Raw genomic sequence first — 19126 nt, 5'->3', positions numbered from 1 at the left:
CGTCTGCTTCATCAGATTTACCACTGAGGATTGCACTCCATCCAACTCTCCGATTTCTTTTTCAATTTTTGCGGAGCAATTTGGACAGTCCAACCCTTTTAATAGAAATATGCGTTTCATGATAATCTCCTTATAATTTGTTTAATTGTTCAATTACTCAACTATAATATTAAAAAATATTATTTCTGCCAAAGATGCTCAAATCCCTTGTCAATAATCTCTTTCACATGATCATCTGCCAGCGAGTAGTAAACTATCTGTGCTTCTTTACGGAATTTTACCAGATTCGCAAGGCGTAATGCCTTTAACTGATGCGAAATTGCAGATTTTGTTACCCCCAGTAGCACTGCAAGATCACATACACACATCTCACTCTGTTCTAGAGCGTGTAAGATTTGTACTCTAGTTCCATCTCCAAATAGCTTAAACAAAGAAGCCAACTGGATATAATCATCTTTTGGCTGCATCTTGGATTTCACATCATTCACAATATCCTCATGAATTACATCGCAATTACAAATATAAGACGTTTTTGGCATATATTCACCTCCAAATAATAATAGTTGAACAATTACTCAACTATTATTATACTTATTTTTAAATTCATGTCAATAAGCTGATGTTAGTTCCCCATAAATTTTACAATTAAAACCAGCTCTTTATTCTTTTCTTAATCTTTTTTCCCAGTATACCGTTTTGGCTTTCTTGTCACACTTCCTGTTAATTCCAAATTTGTAACGCTGAGTTTATATGTAATTGTCATGGTTTCCATATTTTTTAGAACACATACCATTTCATTCGTTAATTCCGGCAAGCGTTTTAAACACGGAAGTTTCCTTTTGGCATTTGCATATACATGTCTTGCGTCAAAATAGAACTGATTATTTGTAAGAATAGATTTTTTTGCATTCTTATAAAAATCCTTGGTCGAAAGTCTTGTCTCCACTCCTGTTAAATGTAGAAAGTGATCTATTGGAAAAGAAACTTCAAAATATTCATCTCCACAAACATACAGAAATGTTTTACCTGCCAAATTTTGGAAATATACGATTTCCGCCTCTGTAATACCTTGTCGTATTGCGTTTTTCTTATCTACCTTTGTTGCCACTTATACCTCACATGCAAAAAAGAGTGTGGCATTAAACCACACTCTTCTGAGAATTACTTTTGTAAAAGAGTTTTCTGCTGGTTGTCAGCCTCGGTACCCAGTTAAGATACCCATAACGACGTGAAAATCATTAAGTCCCCCACGTGGACTACAGCTTTATCCAAGCTGCCAGGCTCGATGCCCAGTTAAGACATCTAATGAGATGGAAGTTTACCCTGCTCCATCTGCAGCCCAACTTTTAATGATGCTCTTTCATCGAGAACATTTCTGTTCTTGCTTTTATTATACTCAATCATAAAAAAATCAACACAGATTAGCAAATTTTATTATATTATTCCGATCCGATCTTCCAAAGGTGTAAATAAGGTGTAAATTTTACGTTTCTATCCAAGAAGCCCAATAAAATCAAGGCTTTTGCCCCGTCCCTTAAACACTGCCATGACATATAAATAAAATTTTTATCATATGATTTTCTCCTTGTGTTATTGAAAGATTGTGTAATTTGAACCCTCTATGTTCTCAATCACTTAATGATATATTTTGTTCCTCTGCCTTTTCCTTCAACTGCAATCACACCCTTTTTCTCCATAGCTTTCAGTAATTGTGTTGTTTTTGATTTGCCAAATGGGACATATGGTGCAATTTCACTTATTGGTTTCAGCATCGTCTTACTTAAAAATTTGTAAATCACTTTTTCGTCTTCGGTTAAATTGACATTCATTTCAAATATCGGTAGTACAATTTTTATAGCATTTTCTGACACTTCAAATTCTGGTTTTATCAAACTCTCTACATACAGTTGTTTGATTCGTGTAATTCCTGTTCCAAATATCTCTACTAATCCCAGTCTGTAAAATACATTTGCAAGATTTCTATTTCTTAAAATAGATAGTTTACCTGATAAATATTCTTCTGCCGTTATTCCAGCCGGCAATCCACCAGGAGACACTACTTCTATTCTATCATCAAACATAGAAACTCTGGTGTGTGAATTAATATCCCATACCCTATGAATCAAAGCATTTGCAATTGCTTCTCTGAAAGCTGCTTCCGGTATTTTCTCTACCATCTTTCTGTCAGCCCCCTGTATTACTTCATATTGGTAATAATCTCTAAATACAGCAAGTGCTTTTTCATATATTTTTAAAACCGATATATGTTCAAACGTTACTCTTTTTTGAATAATACTAATATTCTCACCGAACTTAACAATATCAATTCCTGAAAAATGATTTTTATCTGCCAAAAGTCCCGCTGCATTATTATAACCATTTATATTGTCATACAGGTTCAATGTCTTTAAAGTATCTTGATTGAAAGTTTCAATGTAAATATTTTCTTTCAGTTTACACTGTAAAATTTTAAAAGATAGCTCCTGATCTTTACAAGGTAATTCTTCGAAGCTAATATTTTTTCCATCTAATACAAGCCTTGAAAATTCCAATGTATCTACCTCTATCGTTGCTGTATCATTTCGTTTGTATGCTTTTGATTTATATAAATACGGTTTTTGAAGACCACTTTTTACAGTAAGTTTTATCGTCTGGTCATTATTCTGTATTTCAAGTGTATAGTTTGGTTGAGGTGATATACTGTCATTGATTTTATTTTCGATATCCAGACAGGCCTGTTTTACATCTGGCAATCCTTTCACATTTCCATTATCATCAACCCCAAAAAGAATTGTTCCACCATTGTAATTCGAAAAGGCACTAACTGTTTTCAAAAAAGTATTCGTAATCGTTTCCTTGAATTCTAATATTCTTGTTTCATGCATAGTAATCGTTCCCTTTCCAACCATAATGATTATATTATATGCAAAAATGCGCAAAAAATCAATCATATTTTTTTACGATTGATTTTTTAATTGATTTTGAGTGTAGTATTATTTTTTGACCAACTGAATTATGACAACTTTTTTAATTATTCCGATTCGGTCTTCCAAAAGTATAAATAAGGTGTAAATTATTTGTTTCTATCTAGAAAATCCTACAAAATCAAGTCTTTCTCGCCATACTTTAAATGTTGCCGTGGCATACGAAAAGTACTCGAATCATTGTTTTTTCTCCTCTCAAATTGCCTTGAAATGCCGTATTTTGCAAGGTTTTATCAGCATTTCAAGGTATCATAGTTTTCTTCTCATTTACTACATTTTTTGCAAAAAAGTGCAAAATGAAGCAAATCACTTCCATCTGTAATAGTCAAATCGTAGTCAGTTTAGGGGGTGCAGACTACTGCTCAAACAAATTTCCCAACTTAATTAATCTTCTAATATCTTTAAAATGCAGTGCTAAAATCTTTCTTCACTTTAATCATTTAACTGCATTACATGAACATCCATATCCAATATTATAGGAACATACATAATAAAATACATTCAGTGATTTCTCCGTTATTTCGGATAAAAAATGCTGATACAGAAACAGGATGGAATGTGCAGATTCTAAGGTCAGTATGGATAATATCAGCAGAAATAAGGTATCTGCTGTTGAACAGAAAAAGTTTCAAAATAAATCAAAAAATATTGATGAAGTCTACCAATCAGTGTTTTTTCGTTGTATAATGTTTTTGTCGTACAGGGTCACTTTCCTTTGTAATGTTTTGGGTCAAATTCATTATACATCAGAAAGTCCTGTACGATATTTTTTTATGAAAAAGTTGTAAAGTGGTGATCATTATGAAAAAAATAGAGAAAATTGGAAAAATCCCTTCAAGTCCGTAAAGTTGTTATATCCTCCAGTGCAATCGTTCAATCCTTTTGCAGAACGGACGAGAAATCCCTTAGAGTTCATCATGTCGAAATCTATGGGGTGGTTCCTGCATTCATGGAATGAAAAATATACATACTTTTTTTGTTTCGTTGTCCTTAAAATATCCGCACATATCGTAATGCCCCGTCTCAAAGGTAATAAGCCTTAATCCATATTTTGCGGCATTAATTTTCATGCTCTTTTTCATGTCATTTGCAAAATCTATAAATTCCTTGGAATTTTTTCCCATAGTCATCTTTTATTGTTTTTCCCTGATATTTTCTGTATAGTTCTTCCAAAACGTTTTCCTTTCATATTCTGAACTTTTGAAATGATGTCGCCATTGATAACATTTTTATTATACAGGAATGAGGCAGTAATCGCAAACACAATCCACAATACAAAATGATATTCTTTTTTTCTGGATGTTTCTGTGATATACTTATACGCGATCGTATCAGACCGGAAAGGAAATATTATGTTACAAAAATTATATGTTTTTTTCAGGAAAGAAACCGTTTTGTCAATTGCAGTGATCCTGGCGCTTCTTTCTATGTTCTGGGTCAGACCGGATAAGACTTATTTTACTTATATCGATTTCAGGACTCTCGGGCTCCTCTTCTGTTTGATGGCAATTGTAGTTGGTTTGAAGGCTGTTGGTGTTTTTGATATACTTGCCAAAAAATTGCTTATGGGAACATCGGGAACTGTGGGTGTGATCAGGCTGTTGGTACTCTTATGTTTCTTCCTGTCAATGGTGATCACCAATGATGTGGCATTGATTACTTTTGTTCCTCTTGCACTGATCATTGTGCATAAACTGCCAAAGGGGCTGGGCAATTACTGGCTTCTTAAAATAGTAGCCATGCAGACAATCGCTGCTAATCTCGGAAGCATGCTCACACCAATCGGAAATCCGCAGAACCTTTATCTATATGCCAGAGCAGGGATGTCCGCGGCAGAATTAATAACCCTGATGCTTCCCTATTCCGCCACAGCACTTATCCTTCTTCTGATATGGATACAGGTAGCCGCTGCCAAAGCACCTCACGTATGTGGTTCCGAAAAAGATAAAACTCTTTTGGGATTCTCTGACAGAAAAGAACTTAACATGGAATACCTGGCCGCTTACCTGATCTTATTTACAATCTGCCTGCTCACTGTTGCACGTATCATTCCATACCAGATTCCTCTTGTATTGGTTCTTATATATATGCTGCTAAGAAACAGGGAAAATATAAGCAGGGTGGATTACTCCCTGCTTGCCACCTTTATCGCATTATTTATTTTTATCGGAAACCTTGGAAGGATTCCGCAATTCAGCAGTTTTCTGGAAAGAATCATGGCAGGAAGGGAAACACTTACTGCTGTTCTTGCCAGTCAGATTATGAGCAATGTTCCTGCTGCGCTTCTTTTATCCAGCTTTACAGATAATTACCGGGCTTTAATTGTCGGAACCAATATTGGAGGTCTCGGCACTCTGATTGCATCCATGGCAAGCCTGATAAGTTTCAAATATATTGCAAAAGAAAACAGGAATCTGAGAGGGAAGTATTTGGGAATATTCACAGCCTCCAATATTATATTCATGATATTCATGTTAATATTGTATTTTTTTCTTAGATAAAGGTTTTCCCGGAATTACAAAAGCTATAGCAATTCTTTCTTCGCAAAAAATTCTCCGCGGCACTCTCCCATCCTGGAAGAAAAGCCGCGGAGAAATAAATATATTTTCGGTGCCAATACAAAGATTATTAATCTTTACACCACTTTACAACTTTTTCATAAAAAAATATCGTACAGGGCTTTCTGATGTATAATGAGTTTGCTCCAACAGCAGATATTTTGTTTTTTTAACTTGTACTAAATCTTGACATAGGACCAGTTCCCAGAACCAGAAGTCGAACACCATTATTTTCTTTTCCGTAAATTTCAGGAATATCATCCACTTTTGGATTGACTTTATAAAAAGTATTACTTTTATCTGCACCTGTTCTTTCCTCGATCAACCTTCTCATTTTACTGATAGGCGTAATACTCTCCAGTTCTTCCTCTGAAAAACCCAGTGCAAGTCCAAGATTTGCATCTAGATCCACATCTACAGCAAATACTTTTTTCCCTTCTTCTGCATACAGCCGTGCTAATACTGCAGATATCGTGGTTTTCCCTACTCCGCCTTTTCCAGTTACAGCAATTTTCATCTGTTATCTCCTTAAATGCTTCTTACTCCACTTCCTCCAGTTCTGTTCCTTCTGGAAGAATATATCCGCAGTTATCACATACTCCATCCTCTGCAAGTATCCCGTCTTTCACAAAGGCTTCAATGCCTCCCGGTTCATGACAGCGTGGACAATCTAATTCCCGTATCTTTTTCTGATTTCTTACATCCTGGCAATTGGAAAATCCAATTTTACCCATAGTGATTCCTCCATTTTTATTCCATATCAATTTGTCTTCGCAAAAAAGTTCCTACCATACGGGAAAAATTGCTGATATTACGAATATAGGCAAAGTCTTTTCCATAGATTCTCTTTTCCACGGAGAGTTCTTCTTCATTCCCTACAAAAATACCAATTACGAAAATTCCCTGATTTCTGGCCCGACGCACCTCATATGCAGTATCTTTCACAGCTCCTTCTCCGTCATAGATCTTGGGCTGGCGGGTTCCTGGTCGTTGTATGCTCATATCACAGGGTTTTCCATCACTTAATACGATTAAAATCTTATTTTTTTCCGGTCGCTCCATGAGAGAGGAACAGACGGTTTTCAGTGCAAGCCCATCTCTGTTATTGGCATATGCCCGAAATTGAAAGATTCTTTCATTTGTTTCACTTGGATCTTCATAATCCCGAAATCTCTGAAGTACTGTATATCCCCAGAAAGCACAGTATCCTGTCACCCGATGAGGAATTCCTGCCCTGGCTTAATGCTTCACTGATAATATATCCCTGCGCCGCTACCTGAGCCTGTCTGCCAGCTTGGGAACCACTGGAATCAATCAGGACATCTATTACAAACTCAGAATCTTCTGATCTCTTTTTTCTATTAAATAACTTGTCATCGTCTGTTCTTCCAATTTTCCATAACCTTTCAGGAACAAGCTGCCCTGCATCAGATCTGCTGACAAAATCATCCTTTCGGATTATAAATGCCCGTTTCAGTGACTCTGCCAACACAGAAATATTTCTTTTGATGATCCAGTGATTATTTCCATAATAGGCTTTATTTTTTTCAAACTGCAGCTGTGAAAAACGGTATTGATTATTTTATATCAAAGGGTTCTGTAAAATTCCATCTGTAAGATACAGGATACAGTTTTTGTGGATTCCTGTACAAAATTTCCGGTTGACTCTGGCCTGCTCCGATTCACTTAGATACGATTTTCCGTAATTCAGTTCCACATATTCCCGTATCCGTCGCACTGCCTGTGGATTTATATTCTCCGAGTTTTCCGGAACTTCTTCATTTTCCGGAGAGAAATAAAATCTTTTTTTCTTTTTGTTTCTGATATCCAGACTCATCATCTTTTTTTTGAGATTAGAAAGATATTTTTGAATGATGTCTTCCATCTGTTCATCCGTCATGCATTCCTGCCACGCGTCATTGGCCAATGCCATATCCGGTAAATTCAGAATCTTCTCCAGATTTCCATTCCTTTTTTCAAAAGAGGGATCCAGAACATGATTATAAATCTCATCTATCACGTTTATGACCTCTTCCGTATTTTCCGCATCCTTCAGAGAAAGAATCTTGTACAATACAAGCTCTGCCTGTGGATCCTTTCCCTCATCGTCTGTGTTCTCCAGCACATGCCTTATATACAGAAGCCTAATCCTGTGAATCAGGTCTGTTCCAGCTTTGTCTGATACCTGCTCTTCCTCGGCCTTTTCCAATTCTCTGAACGCCTGTTCTCTGATTTCCTTTGTTCCCAAACGTTTTCGAATGGTAAACCGATTCACTGCAACATCCATGCATAATCCGGCAAGAGGCAAAAGCATATCTTCTCCAGCAGAAAAATGTAATTTTTTCATCAAATACATGCCAAGTTTCTTCTGATCAAAATATCGTGCAAAGGCACCCTGCTTCACTGCCTCATACAGAACCGTTTGTTTTGAATAAACATATTTTTCTGTATCCGGTTCAAATTCCATATCATAATCACCACTGACTGTCCAAAAAAGATTTCTGATACGATTGCTGATCTCCAGACGATGTTCTTCCAGTTGTTCCGCCGGCCATCTGACATCCTCCATACAAGCTTACCCCCATATATCTTTTCCGGTCCAGGAAGATGGGATTCTGGTAGAAACCACATCTTCTACGATCTCTTTTTCAAATACATCAAAACTTTTATTTATGATCCCCATCTGGATTGCATCAATTGGAGAAAGTCCGCTTCTTGTTGCTTTTACAGCAGAAACCAATCCTCTCAGGTCAAGAGATTTTGTTGAGATTTCTCCATGATAAGCTTTGATCTGCAAATCCAGAAACAGTCCTGCAAAGGCTTTCAGTGCACTTTTTTTCCCATCTGGAAAATGTTGTCTTAATACAAAAAGGACACTATCCTCATCCATTTCAGGCATATCAATTACCATAAACCTTGAAACCAATGCTTCATTTAGCTCTCTGGTACCTGCGTAACCATAATTCATCGTGCCGATAAATCGTGTTGCCGGATGAAGTAAAATCCTGTTATATCCTGAAATATCAATTCTGCGCCGATGATCCAGTGTGGCATGCAATACAGAAACCGCATCATTTTTTGCCATATTGATTTCGTCCAGGATTCCAAATCCTCCAAATTCCGCGCATTGGTAGATGGGGCCTTTCCGAAGGCAAACCTCATTATTTATAAAGGTATCCGTTCCGATCAGATCGGCACTGTCTGTATTTATATGAAAAGAAATGTCGTATTCCGGTCTTCCGAATATCCATGCCAGTGTCTCGCATAGTACATTTTTTCCTGTAGCTTTCGCACCGGAAAGTAACAGGTTATCTCCCTGAAGAAGCGCTGCTATTGACATTTCCAGAATCTTTTTCCCATAAAATAGGATATCCGGTTTTTCTACCCGTTCCTTTACCTGATCCTTTACCTCATAACGCATGTGAAAATCTCTCAGTTCTCCAATCAGTTCCTGCGCTATCTTCTGGTCTTCTAAATATTTTTCTATTTCTGTCCAATGATTTCTCATGAGGATTTTCCTTTCTTTACAATTGGTTATACCAAATCAGATAATATTTCTGTTTACTCAATCTTCAAACTTTCAATCCTCCAACTCACAATCCTAACTTCTTTACAATTTCTCCCAGTGCACTTCTTACAGGAGAATCTTTCGGAAGCCGTATGATCGGCTTTCCAGCACAGTCATACTGATATACCTGGTCATCATGTGGTACAACCCCTAACAGTTCCAGTCCCTGATTTCGGATTTCTTCCAGAGTTCCGGCATCCAGTTTTCCATCTGGAACACGATTCACGATCAATCCGGTTTTCTGTGGTTTAAAGTTTAACTCCTTCATCAGCTTTGCAATACGTCCGGCCGCCTGAACACCTCTTCTGGAACAGTCACTTACAAGAATCGCAACTTCCATCATTGGCAGGATTCCTCTGCTGATATGTTCCATACCTGCTTCATTATCAACCACAATATATGGATAATGGCTTTGCAGTTTCTGAACCTGGGTCTGCACAAGACCATTTACAAAACAATAGCAGCCCTGTCCCTGGGTTCGCCCCATTACCATCAAATCATAATCATCTTCTTCTGCAATTGCATCGGAGAGACGCATTTCCAGATAAGCCTGTTTTGTTATTCCTGTCGGAATCTGATACCGTGGATCAACTCCTGCACGTTCAATCTCTTCTCTCAGTTCTCCGAGTGTAATCTCCGGTTCAACGCCGAGCACTTCATTCAAATTCGCATTTGCATCTGCATCTACAGCTAAAACCGGATGTTTTCCATTTTCACATAAATATTGAATCAACAATCCACAAAGGGTTGTTTTCCCTACACCGCCTTTTCCTGATACAGCAATTACATGTCCCATGTTTTTCCTCCTAAAATTCTGAACAATCTGTTGACTTTTTCTTTAAATCTCATTATAGTTGTTACTATATAAATTACAATAATCAATCTGTGAGATTTGTATGGCTACTCAACACATCAGAAAAATTGTTGAGGAATCATATGATACCAAATAATACAGGAGTATATAATGTCAGAAAAAACGAGAAAACAAGATCGCCGTACCCGCTATACCAGGCAAACCATAAAAGATACGTTCTTAGAATTATTAAAGCAGAAGAGTTTTACAAAAATTACAGTTACAGAGATCTGCAAAAATGCTGAAATCAACCGTGGCACTTTTTATCTTCATTACTACGATATCCATGATGTATTATCAGATATTTTTAATGATATGACTCAGGATATGTTAACAACTGTAGATCATTTATTCTGTCTAAATCAAAAAAGCTGTTCCTATCCGTTCTGTCAGAAAATACAGATGGAATCACAATACAGGGCACTGTTTCTGGATGATGCAATTGCCCCCATTCTTCTGGAAAAATTAGCAGAAAATACAAAAGAAGGCTATGTGACCTGGCTTATGTCACACAGCCTCCTGACCTTTGAGCAGGCAGAATCGGTTTTTTATTTTCAAATGAATGGCTGCCTTTCCATCAACAGACTGATGCTACGCAATCACTGTAATGACTGGAAACAGATTCAGACAACAATTGACAAATTTATCAAAGCCGGACTGGAAAGTTTTCTGATCCATGATCAGAGGGAAGAAAATGCTTCCGATAATTTTTGCAGCAAAATTTCTCCAACTGTTACCGCATCTTCTACACTCAGATAATGATCGGCATGATCCTGAAGAAATATTTTGCCAGATACAGGAAATTCTTCATCTGCAAACCATATCTTTAAAGTTACCGGATATCTTGGCAGAACTGGAAAAACAGCACACAAATCCGCCTTTGTCTCTGTGAATTCTGCACCCAGGTTTTTACATGCTTTCTGAATTTTCTCAGGATCTTTATCCTGCAAAAGCTTTTCCAGTTTCTGCTCTGCAGTCCGATCAAACTTGGTTCCTCGAATCAATCCATCTTTCAGGTTACCAAAAGTAATGAGCTTCTGTGAACCTTCTGTTCCATCGGCCATATCCAGATAATGCAGCAATGTCAGATAATGCCATTCGTCCATATTTGAGTTAATACGAAACTCAGGGAGTTGAATTTCAATCGTTTCATAAAAACTCAGTACTTCAAGCACATTTCGACTGCTATGAAAAACAGCCCCACTTTTTGCAGCAAGATCCTCTCCGGAACGATTTTGCAGCCGTTTTACTGCTGCCTGCAACATTTCCTGAAATGCACGATTTTCTGTTTGATTTTTGTATTCCATAAGCTCTCCTTTGTGAACATTTATAGTATCATGTAATAATCAATGTTTATACAAGGATTTTAGTATTCTCATAAATCTAACTTTGTCCGGATTCTCTTTTATCCATTCCTGGACAAAACTCATTATCTCAGTCATAGTTTCATAGATTTGTCTACGATCAGCATATTATACACTCCTCCGTAAGTTTCATTACTGTGTTGACTTTTCCTTTAAATTTCATTATAGTTGTAATTATATTATTTACAATCATCAAAATAATAAATATGCACAGTTTCTCAACACATAAAAAAGAACTGTTGAGAACTTGAAATGTTTTAGACAAACCAGAAATATTTTTGTCTCAAAAATGTGAAAAAAATCATTATATCATACTATAAGGAGTTTCTTATCATGAAATATTCAACAAAATTAAGCGATACTGTTCATGTGATGGTTCTGATTGCTATCAACCAGGAAAAATCTCTCTCCAGTGCCTCAATTGCAGAAAGTGTCCATACAAATCCCGGCTTTGTACGCCAGCTTATGTTAAAACTAAAAAAAGCCGGACTTATGACCAGTGTAGCCGGACATGCCCGTCCTTCTCTTTCAAAACCAGCAGATCAGATTACATTGCTGGATATTTATAAAGCAGTTGAAGGTGAGAAGCCGCTGCTTCATTTAGATACTCATACCAACCCTGATTGCGGCGTTGGCATTAATATTCAGTTGTCTTTACAGGAATTCTATAATGAAATCCAAAAAACTGCTGAAGAAAAAATGAATATGATTACTTTACAGGATATCATAGATACCTATTATCAGCGAACATCAATCCTCAATATCTCCCCGGTTAGCCATCACGGTTAAATTTTCATCCCAATTTACGGAAAATGTTCCTACTACATCCGGTTCACCTTCCTTATGACCGGATTCAGTTTTCCCATAAATACTTCCTGCACAGCCGGATCAGGATTATCAAATCCTGCATCTATGGCTATCTGCATTTCTCTGCGTACCTCTTCTGGTGTTGTGTTGTACTTTTCTGCAATCTTTTCATTTATTATGAGTGTAGACATGCACAGTTTACGCTTTCATCTCGGTAATTGAATTGCCGAGGATTCCTGCGTTTTATCCTAAAAAATTATACGGGACAGACTTTTTCTTCTCTTATCCAGAATATCCGTCTGTCCAGAGCGGCGGAAATATTAAAGCAGCCTGATCGTTCTGTTACTGCTGTCATGGAAGAGATCGGTTATTCCAACATTACGCATTTTTATAAAATTTTTGAGAAAAAGTTCCATATGACACCAGCGGAATACTGAAATACTTTATAAGTCCTGTATGTGTCTTATCTGTATACAGTAGAAAAGAAAAAGCCTTATAATATTACTGCAAATGATATGTCCCTCAAATATGATTTTTAGATTGACTGTTCCTTAAGGGGCTATATCATTTACGACAAATATTATAAGGCTTTATATATTTTTACAGTTTCATAGCACTGCGGATGCAGTTCTCAATATATTCTTCTCCCAAATCTGTATTCAGGCTGAGATCAAAGTTTCCGGCTGCACCCCACATACGGCGGGTGTAATAACGGTAGTTATCTGCACGGAGTTTTTCATTTTTCTGAACCGTAGCTTTGGCTTCTCCCTCGGAGATATTCTGTCTCTGTGCCACTCTTCTAATTCTGCTCATAAGAGGCGCTGAAAAAAATACTTTCAGACAGTTTCCGGAATTTCTGAGAACGTAATCTGCACAACGGCCTACTATCACGCAGTTGCCTTTTTTCGCAAGATTACGTACAACCTGACATTCTGCCTCGAAAATTTTATCCTTCGGCGCTTCATCCTGCATATCCGCATTCAGATACATCTGATTAACCAGATCATAGATGAGACTGTTTGTCATGATCTCTTCGTTTTTCTTGATGAATTCCGGTGTGTATCCGGTGGTTCCTGCTGTCATCTGGATAATCTCCGCATCATAAAAATCATATCCCAACTTTTCTGCAAGAATCTTGCCAATATCGTGGCCGCCACTTCCAAACTGTCTTCCAATGGCGATAACATTTTTTCCATAGGTTCCTGCTGTCTGTTCTTTTGCTTCGTTCTCGTTTTCTGCAGATACGCTTTCCGGGAAAATCATATCTTTCAGGAATGCAAGTTTCTTACCGATGAGTCTGGCGATAAAGCCTACCAGAAGGGCAGCAATAACGGTACCTTCTCTTACACCATCCAGTCTTCCTGCAAATACGAAAGAAAGTACAGCAGCGATCACTGACATGGATACATCAAAACAGATCTTGGTTGTTCCGAAATTTGTTTTCCATGTAAGAACAATAGCACGGACAAAAGATTCTCCCGGAAGCATGACAACGTCTGCCAAGACCTCCATATATACACCTACGCCAAGAATCAGACATCCGATGAGAAGATATACAATCTTCATGATGTACGCTTCCGGATTGACCCAGGAAAAAAGAATCATGGTAAGATCAATAAAATATCCAAATATGATGGATACCGGAATCTGAAGGATGTGCTCCAATTTAAAGTTCTTTCTCAGGATGATCAACTGCAGTACGATCAGAAAGATACTGAAAAAGATGGTAAAATTTCCAAGTGTAAATGGAAAATTAAGACTTAATACGTAAGGAATTGATGAAATCGGGGATGTTCCTAGGTTTGCCTTTGTGATCAGACTGACTCCCAGGGAGTTTACAAACAATCCCACCAGAAATATTAAATATCGTTTTAGTTTCTCCATTTTTTATTTCCTCCTCATTTCATATCTGCAAGATTTCGATAGATCCGGCAAAAAATATCCATAAACAACTTCTGCTCTTCTTCGGAAATACCATTTAATGCAGTTTTTTCTATTTTCTTAAAAGCCTCCTCCACAAGCTTCTGATTTTTCTTTCCGGATTCTGTCATAAAAATATGAAAAGTACGACGGTTTCCATTGAGCATTTTTCTTTCGATCAGACCTTTTTCTTCCATACGGTTCAAAATGGACGTTAAAGATCCTGCCTCGATGAGGCATCCTGCCGCAATCTCTTTCTGGCTGGCACCATCGCGATCTTTCAGGTAATCCAATACTTTGGGCTGTCCCAAGGTAAGGCCTGTGTCTGCCAGCTGTTCCATTAGTTTTTTCTGGACAGTCATATGGTTTATCATAGACAGGTAGTGAAATGAATCATCCATTTATTATTTAGCTCCTTCTTTTATCATATAAATAGTTATAATTCAAACATTTGGAATTATAACTATGTTTGTGGTGTATGTCAATAACTTTTTCACCACTATTTTCCTCTTCTATTTGTTTGCAAAAAAAGCCATAAGATTTTCTTTTCAAAATCTTACAGCTCTTCTATCATGTTGCATCCCAAACATCATCTATATTTACATGTAATATCTGCACAAAATCCCATGGGTTATTTTCGGGTTATTTTCTAACCGCCTATGCCTTCCAGACCTTGATTTTACCGGCTTTTTGAAGAATCTTTCAAAGAGTGCCGTGGCAGATGAAAAATATTTTTATCATTGTTTTATTTCTCCTTGATTTGCCCGGAAATGCCCTGTTTTGCAATGGATTTCGGGGATTTGTGAAATGTGTGTTTTAGCTGCCATCTTGGCAAAATGGGGCAAGATTAAGCAAGTTATTGCGTGATCTTATCATTTCCAAGCAGAATACCAAACAGAGCATATCCCAGCATTCCTGCCTCATATCCTGTCAGTGTAAAGGGAAAATAGACATCTTTTTCTTTTACAAGTTTACATAGCAGCCTTCCTGCAAAACTCCCACCTGCGGTCACTACGAAGAAGGTAACCGGAAATATCACAGTATCTGCTTTAATACTTGCCCGATAAAAAGTATAAAACAATGAGATTGGAAGTGTAAAATTCATAACCAATGCCTGAAGTCCTTCAATTCCCTCTGGGCGGATCAGTTTTTTCTCTCTGCAGATCATCCCAATAATAAGCATTATGATCACGAGTAAAATTACTTGTGATAAACTCACTATTGTTCAGCCTCCCGTACCTGTTTCTCAGCATTCCACTGCTACTTTAATCACACCATCTCTCTTATTTTCGAACAATTCATATGCCTCTTCAATCCTGTTTAACGGATATGTATGCGTAATCAGCGGTTCCGTGTTGATCTTACCTTCTGATATCAGCTTCAGAATTTCTTCGCAATCGCAGCCATCCACTCCACCTGTTTTAAAAGTGAGATTTTTACCATACATATCTGGGAGTGGTAACATCTGCGCTTTATCGTAAAGCGCAACCACTGTCACGATTGCATTTGGTCGGGCACATTCCCACGCCAGTTTAAATGTCGATTCTGCTCCGGCAACTTCAAGGACTGCATCAGCTCCACCATGCTCACTATTAGTCTTAACAAACTCTTTACAGTCTTCCGGTGAAACAGTAAGAATCTCCGGATAATGCTCATTAATAAAGCGAATACGTGTCTCGTCCTTTTCACATATAATGATCTTCGCTGGATTTTTCAGCATAACACTAAGTAAAGTACATATTCCCGTTGGACCGGCTCCAATGATTAGTACAGTATCTTCCTCTGTGATTTCAGAAATACGTGCTGCCCAATAACCAGTAGCAAGAACATCTCCTACCAGTAAAGCCTGTCTGTCCGTAACACCTTCCGGGATTTTATTCAATCCCTGATCTGCAAAAGGAACCCGGACATATTCTGCCTGTCCCCCATCGATACGACAGCCAAGTGCCCAGCCACCATTCTTGTCGGTACAATTGTTTACATATCCTTTCTTACAGAAAAAACACTCTCCGCAAAAGGTTTCTACATTTACAGTCACCCGGTCTCCCGGTTTTACATGCGTCACCTTAGAACCGACTGCCTCAACAATACCTACCATCTCATGGCCAACTGTAATTCCCGGGACTGCACGCGGAACACTTCCGTGTTTAATATGCAGGTCACTGGAACAGATGCTGGCCAGTGTCACCTTTACAATGGCATCTCGTTCATGCATGAGCACTGGTTTCGGTTTTTCCATTAGTTCAAATTTTCCCTTTGAAACATATGTATAAGTCAGCATTATTTTGCCCCCATCTATTAGAATGTATACTAGTAAAATATCCGGTACGGAACACATCTGTTCTTATACCGGATATTTCTGATTCTATTTTGTATACACTGTTTTACCTCTTGCTATTACCTCAACAAGCTGCAGGTCCTGATCCAGGATACAAAGATCCGCATCATAGCCCTCTTCAATCTTTCCTTTTCCATTAAGGCGAAGGATTTCTGCCGGATTGGATGTTATTGTTGAAAGTGCAATTTCCAACGGGATATCCGCTTTAAACACACACTCTTTAACTTCCTTCAGAAGGCAGCTGGACTGTCCAACGCCCATTCCAAGGAATTCGCCATCACTACTGTACATCGGAAGGCTTCCCTGTCCATCAGAAGAAATTGTCATGCGGTTAGGATTTACTCCTGCATCTAACATCCGTTTGATACCATTACATACTCGTACCTCATCACAGATAGTTTCCCAATAGTCAATATCTTCATTTCCGGTAAAATCTACTGCTCCGCCTTTCAGCGCATATTCCATTGACTTGCAGAAAAGCAGCTCATTTCGATTGATATGTGTTGGCAGTATTTGAGAAGTCGGTATCTCTGTCTCATCTACCACCCGTTCAATAAGATCTAAGCATCTCGGACTGTCACCAAGATGAACATTTACAATACCAGCTTTCCCGGAAAGAACACCACCAAGTCTTGTATCCGCAACGACACGTACAAATTCCTCAAAAGTCGGCTGTGAAGACCGATGATCGGAGATCGCGATTTCTCCAGTTCCAATGATTTCCTGAATCATCATAATATCTTTCACAATACTGTCAGTCAACGTACGAACCGGAATCTGATAACTGCCTGTATAACAGTATGCAGACATTCCCTGCTCATTCAATCCTTTTGTCTTTGCAACCAGTGCACATATATCACGACCGATTCCATCTGTTCCAAGGCAGCCAACAACTGTTGTTACTCCAAACTTCGTAAGTCCTTCCATAGTTGCTTCCGGAGTACGATTGGCGAATCCACCTTCGCCACCGCCTCCGAGTACATGAACATGACTATCAATGAATCCCGGAGTTAAAAGTAACCCCTCTCCATTGATCATTTCTGCCTCAGAAAGAAATCCGTCTGCGGATATAGAACCTGCATCTTTAATCTTAACAATCTTATCATTGATCATAAGTACATCTTTTTTCCCCAGATGCTGTGGAGCATAAACATCAATATTCTGAATTAATTTCATCATAAATCACTCCCAATTATCCAATGCATGTTTTAGAATCCAATTCCAACTGCAATAAGAACTGTAATGATTGCACCAATCATTAAGACGCCAAGGAATTTCCACATGAATTTAATCCAATTAGACCACTCGATCTTTGCAATTGCAAGAGATCCGATCAGACATCCGGATGTAGGAACAATCAGGTTTGTAAATGCATCACCAAGCTGGAATGCAACTACAGCTGTCTGTCGTGAAACACCTAACAGGTCTGACAGTGGAGCCATGATCGGCATTGTGATCGCAGCCTGTCCTGTTCCGGATACAACAAAGAAGTTAAATACGGACTGGAACAGATACATAAGTACTGCTGCAACCGCTCCGGAAACTCCAGCCAATGCATTTGAAATATTATACATAATTGTATTGATAACTGTAGGTGTGGTCGGATCAGATCCACCAAGAACCTGCATGATACCCTGTGCCATAGCAACAACAAGTGCAGCACCAATCAGATCTTTTGCTCCATCTTTGAATGATATTGCGATATCATTCAGTTTCATGTCGTTCAGTTTAAAGATAACTCCGATCACACCGGAAACAATTCCCATAATAAAGAACTGTGTAGCAATCTCCGGCATGTAGTATCCTTGAGTCATAACTCCCCAAATTACCCATACTACTGTAGCAGCCAGTGTCAGAAGAACTAAAATGTGTCCAAGACCAAATGAATGTCCTTCGTCAATTCCTGTTTTTTCATTCTGCTCACGGAAATATGAATCAGTCTTATATGCGATTGAGATTGTCGGAGTCTTTTTGATCTTTGATGCATAGAACATAGTCATTCCACAGCCGAGTGCTGTAAATACTACCCACATTACCATACGGAATCCTGCTCCGGAGAATACGTCAATACCTGCAATACCCTGTGCAATACCTACAGAGAATGGATTCATCCAAGATGAACCAAAACCAATCTGTGTTGCAACATAAGTAACAAGAACTGCGATAACTGAATCATATCCAACTGCTACAAACAACGGACAAAGAATCATAGTAAACGGAAGCGCTTCTTCTCCCATCCCGAAAACTGCTCCACCAAGAGAAAACAGTACGAAAAGTATCGGAATCAGTAGTTTTTCTGCTCCCTCTGCCTTACGGATCAATCCGATCAATCCGGATTCAATCGCACCTGTACGGATCATGATACCGAATGCACCACCTACTACCATAAGAAATGCGATAATCTCGATTGCAGAACTATTTACGATTCCGTTATACATATAGTTAAAAAATCCTGTTCCACCATCTCCACTAAAGAGTGCTACTCCTTCTGTTACTACATTTCCTGTATCATCTGTCAGATACTGGAAACTTCCGTCTTTGATTACTGTGCGGGTTTTCTCAACACCATTGATCATATATGAAATATCCTGTGTTTCGTAAAATCCCTTTGGTACAAGAAATGTCATAAGTGCTGCGAAAACAACTACAAAAAAGATGATAATGTAGGTATCAGGCACTTGGAATCCCTTGTTAAAAGACTTTAACCCTTTTCCTTCGTTTTTGCTCATTTTTG

The 19126-nt window shown here is 38.2% G+C and carries 22 protein-coding genes and 1 pseudogene; 4 read left to right on the top strand and 19 right to left on the bottom strand.

The window, feature by feature from the left end:
- From AB5026_RS04155 to AB5026_RS04135, 5 genes are all read right to left on the bottom strand, one after another.
- Positions 1-120: heavy-metal-associated domain-containing protein (locus tag AB5026_RS04155; RefSeq protein WP_368212827.1), on the bottom strand; the 120-nt coding region annotated here is incomplete at its 3' end.
- A 59-nt stretch (positions 121-179) separates the two neighbouring features.
- A complete protein-coding gene (locus AB5026_RS04150) occupies positions 180-539 on the bottom strand; it encodes a helix-turn-helix transcriptional regulator (RefSeq protein WP_005330964.1) in 360 nt (119 codons plus the stop codon).
- Between the two features lie 131 nt (positions 540-670).
- A complete protein-coding gene (locus AB5026_RS04145) occupies positions 671-1108 on the bottom strand; it encodes a PBECR4 domain-containing protein (RefSeq protein ID WP_368212797.1) in 438 nt (145 codons plus the stop codon).
- Positions 1109-1631: 523 nt separating this feature from the next.
- Positions 1632-2885, bottom strand: coding sequence for an RNA-binding domain-containing protein (locus AB5026_RS04140; RefSeq protein ID WP_368212795.1), 1254 nt, complete (start codon positions 2883-2885; stop codon positions 1632-1634).
- 1046 nt (positions 2886-3931) lie between these two features.
- On the bottom strand, positions 3932-4114 hold the full coding sequence (locus AB5026_RS04135; RefSeq protein ID WP_092070323.1) for a hypothetical protein: 183 nt from the start codon (positions 4112-4114) through the stop codon (positions 3932-3934).
- A 222-nt stretch (positions 4115-4336) separates the two neighbouring features.
- Between AB5026_RS04135 and AB5026_RS04130 the strand changes: the two genes are divergently transcribed.
- Positions 4337-5485, top strand: coding sequence for an SLC13 family permease (locus AB5026_RS04130; RefSeq protein ID WP_368212793.1), 1149 nt, complete (start codon positions 4337-4339; stop codon positions 5483-5485).
- 256 nt (positions 5486-5741) lie between these two features.
- Here AB5026_RS04130 and AB5026_RS04125 read toward each other — a convergent pair.
- From AB5026_RS04125 to AB5026_RS04100, 6 genes and pseudogenes are all read right to left on the bottom strand, one after another.
- A pseudogene (locus AB5026_RS04125) lies at positions 5742-6059 on the bottom strand (AAA family ATPase); the annotation flags it as partial.
- Positions 6060-6081: 22 nt separating this feature from the next.
- Positions 6082-6276, bottom strand: a complete 195-nt coding sequence (locus AB5026_RS04120; protein ID WP_118608486.1) for a hypothetical protein — start codon at positions 6274-6276, stop codon at positions 6082-6084.
- 16 nt (positions 6277-6292) lie between these two features.
- Positions 6293-6757: a VWA domain-containing protein gene (locus AB5026_RS04115; RefSeq protein ID WP_368212791.1), complete on the bottom strand. Its 465-nt coding sequence runs from the start codon at positions 6755-6757 to the stop codon at positions 6293-6295.
- A 367-nt stretch (positions 6758-7124) separates the two neighbouring features.
- Positions 7125-8111: a hypothetical protein gene (locus AB5026_RS04110; RefSeq protein WP_368212789.1), complete on the bottom strand. Its 987-nt coding sequence runs from the start codon at positions 8109-8111 to the stop codon at positions 7125-7127.
- Between the two features lie 6 nt (positions 8112-8117).
- Entirely contained in the window at positions 8118-9050 is a 933-nt protein-coding gene (locus tag AB5026_RS04105; protein WP_265191080.1) for an AAA family ATPase, read from the bottom strand.
- Positions 9051-9135: 85 nt separating this feature from the next.
- Positions 9136-9906 carry an AAA family ATPase gene (locus tag AB5026_RS04100; RefSeq protein WP_092070354.1) on the bottom strand — a complete coding sequence of 257 codons (771 nt, stop codon included), beginning with the start codon at positions 9904-9906 and terminating at the stop codon, positions 9136-9138.
- 168 nt (positions 9907-10074) lie between these two features.
- Between AB5026_RS04100 and AB5026_RS04095 the strand changes: the two genes are divergently transcribed.
- Positions 10075-10722, top strand: a complete 648-nt coding sequence (locus AB5026_RS04095) for a TetR/AcrR family transcriptional regulator (protein ID WP_059085498.1) — start codon at positions 10075-10077, stop codon at positions 10720-10722.
- Here AB5026_RS04095 and AB5026_RS04090 read toward each other — a convergent pair.
- Positions 10644-11270 (bottom strand): DUF3786 domain-containing protein, encoded by a 627-nt coding sequence (locus AB5026_RS04090; RefSeq protein ID WP_368212786.1) that lies wholly within the window; start codon positions 11268-11270, stop codon positions 10644-10646. The genes AB5026_RS04095 and AB5026_RS04090 overlap by 79 nt on opposite strands.
- A 390-nt stretch (positions 11271-11660) precedes the next feature.
- Between AB5026_RS04090 and AB5026_RS04085 the strand changes: the two genes are divergently transcribed.
- Positions 11661-12116 (top strand): Rrf2 family transcriptional regulator, encoded by a 456-nt coding sequence (locus AB5026_RS04085; protein ID WP_110102406.1) that lies wholly within the window; start codon positions 11661-11663, stop codon positions 12114-12116.
- A 32-nt stretch (positions 12117-12148) separates the two neighbouring features.
- Here the strand turns inward: AB5026_RS04085 and AB5026_RS04080 are convergent, their stop codons facing one another.
- Entirely contained in the window at positions 12149-12325 is a 177-nt protein-coding gene (locus AB5026_RS04080; RefSeq protein WP_368212785.1) for a sporulation initiation factor Spo0A C-terminal domain-containing protein, read from the bottom strand.
- Between the two features lie 27 nt (positions 12326-12352).
- Here AB5026_RS04080 and AB5026_RS04075 point away from each other — a divergent pair, with 27 nt between their 5' ends.
- Positions 12353-12571, top strand: a complete 219-nt coding sequence (locus AB5026_RS04075) for a helix-turn-helix transcriptional regulator (protein WP_368212784.1) — start codon at positions 12353-12355, stop codon at positions 12569-12571.
- Positions 12572-12734: 163 nt separating this feature from the next.
- Here AB5026_RS04075 and AB5026_RS04070 read toward each other — a convergent pair whose 3' ends face one another.
- The 6 genes from AB5026_RS04070 to yfcC form a co-directional block, all read right to left on the bottom strand.
- Positions 12735-14018, bottom strand: coding sequence for a DUF6198 family protein (locus AB5026_RS04070; protein WP_368212782.1), 1284 nt, complete (start codon positions 14016-14018; stop codon positions 12735-12737).
- Between the two features lie 14 nt (positions 14019-14032).
- Positions 14033-14455, bottom strand: coding sequence for a MarR family winged helix-turn-helix transcriptional regulator (locus tag AB5026_RS04065; protein ID WP_110102401.1), 423 nt, complete (start codon positions 14453-14455; stop codon positions 14033-14035).
- A gap of 455 nt (positions 14456-14910) precedes the next feature.
- Positions 14911-15273 (bottom strand): AEC family transporter, encoded by a 363-nt coding sequence (locus tag AB5026_RS04060; RefSeq protein ID WP_022426732.1) that lies wholly within the window; start codon positions 15271-15273, stop codon positions 14911-14913.
- A 27-nt stretch (positions 15274-15300) separates the two neighbouring features.
- A complete protein-coding gene (locus AB5026_RS04055; RefSeq protein WP_015524494.1) occupies positions 15301-16335 on the bottom strand; it encodes an alcohol dehydrogenase in 1035 nt (344 codons plus the stop codon).
- An 84-nt stretch (positions 16336-16419) separates the two neighbouring features.
- On the bottom strand, positions 16420-17568 hold the full coding sequence (iadA, locus tag AB5026_RS04050; protein WP_118368405.1) for a beta-aspartyl-peptidase: 1149 nt from the start codon (positions 17566-17568) through the stop codon (positions 16420-16422).
- A gap of 32 nt (positions 17569-17600) precedes the next feature.
- Positions 17601-19121, bottom strand: coding sequence for a putative basic amino acid antiporter YfcC (gene yfcC, locus AB5026_RS04045; RefSeq protein ID WP_215638388.1), 1521 nt, complete (start codon positions 19119-19121; stop codon positions 17601-17603).
- Between the last annotated feature and the right edge of the window lie 5 nt (positions 19122-19126).

Origin of the sequence: Blautia sp. RTP21359st1_E11_RTP21359_211015, assembly GCF_040910705.1 — a bacterium.
GTDB lineage: Bacteria > Bacillota > Clostridia > Lachnospirales > Lachnospiraceae > Blautia_A > Blautia_A fusiformis.
This window is presented reverse-complemented; position numbering and strand designations above follow the sequence as displayed.

Bases quoted from the DNA above. Each gene is read 5' to 3' on its own strand.
- AB5026_RS04105 (WP_265191080.1), bottom strand. From the start codon at position 9,050: ATGAGAAATCATTGGACAGAAATAGAAAAATATTTAGAAGACCAGAAG.
- AB5026_RS04150 (WP_005330964.1), bottom strand. From the start codon at position 539: ATGCCAAAAACGTCTTATATTTGTAATTGCGATGTAATTCATGAGGAT.
- AB5026_RS04070 (WP_368212782.1), bottom strand. From the start codon at position 14,018: ATGGAGAAACTAAAACGATATTTAATATTTCTGGTGGGATTGTTTGTA.
- AB5026_RS04100 (WP_092070354.1), bottom strand. From the start codon at position 9,906: ATGGGACATGTAATTGCTGTATCAGGAAAAGGCGGTGTAGGGAAAACA.
- AB5026_RS04085 (WP_110102406.1), top strand. From the start codon at position 11,661: ATGAAATATTCAACAAAATTAAGCGATACTGTTCATGTGATGGTTCTG.
- yfcC (WP_215638388.1), bottom strand. From the start codon at position 19,121: ATGAGCAAAAACGAAGGAAAAGGGTTAAAGTCTTTTAACAAGGGATTC.
- AB5026_RS04095 (WP_059085498.1), top strand. From the start codon at position 10,075: ATGTCAGAAAAAACGAGAAAACAAGATCGCCGTACCCGCTATACCAGG.
- AB5026_RS04080 (WP_368212785.1), bottom strand. From the start codon at position 12,325: ATGTCTACACTCATAATAAATGAAAAGATTGCAGAAAAGTACAACACA.
- AB5026_RS04090 (WP_368212786.1), bottom strand. From the start codon at position 11,270: ATGGAATACAAAAATCAAACAGAAAATCGTGCATTTCAGGAAATGTTG.
- AB5026_RS04140 (WP_368212795.1), bottom strand. From the start codon at position 2,885: ATGCATGAAACAAGAATATTAGAATTCAAGGAAACGATTACGAATACT.
- iadA (WP_118368405.1), bottom strand. From the start codon at position 17,568: ATGAAATTAATTCAGAATATTGATGTTTATGCTCCACAGCATCTGGGG.
- AB5026_RS04120 (WP_118608486.1), bottom strand. From the start codon at position 6,276: ATGGGTAAAATTGGATTTTCCAATTGCCAGGATGTAAGAAATCAGAAA.
- AB5026_RS04110 (WP_368212789.1), bottom strand. From the start codon at position 8,111: ATGGAGGATGTCAGATGGCCGGCGGAACAACTGGAAGAACATCGTCTG.
- AB5026_RS04135 (WP_092070323.1), bottom strand. From the start codon at position 4,114: ATGACTATGGGAAAAAATTCCAAGGAATTTATAGATTTTGCAAATGAC.
- AB5026_RS04065 (WP_110102401.1), bottom strand. From the start codon at position 14,455: ATGGATGATTCATTTCACTACCTGTCTATGATAAACCATATGACTGTC.
- AB5026_RS04130 (WP_368212793.1), top strand. From the start codon at position 4,337: ATGTTACAAAAATTATATGTTTTTTTCAGGAAAGAAACCGTTTTGTCA.
- AB5026_RS04055 (WP_015524494.1), bottom strand. From the start codon at position 16,335: ATGCTGACTTATACATATGTTTCAAAGGGAAAATTTGAACTAATGGAA.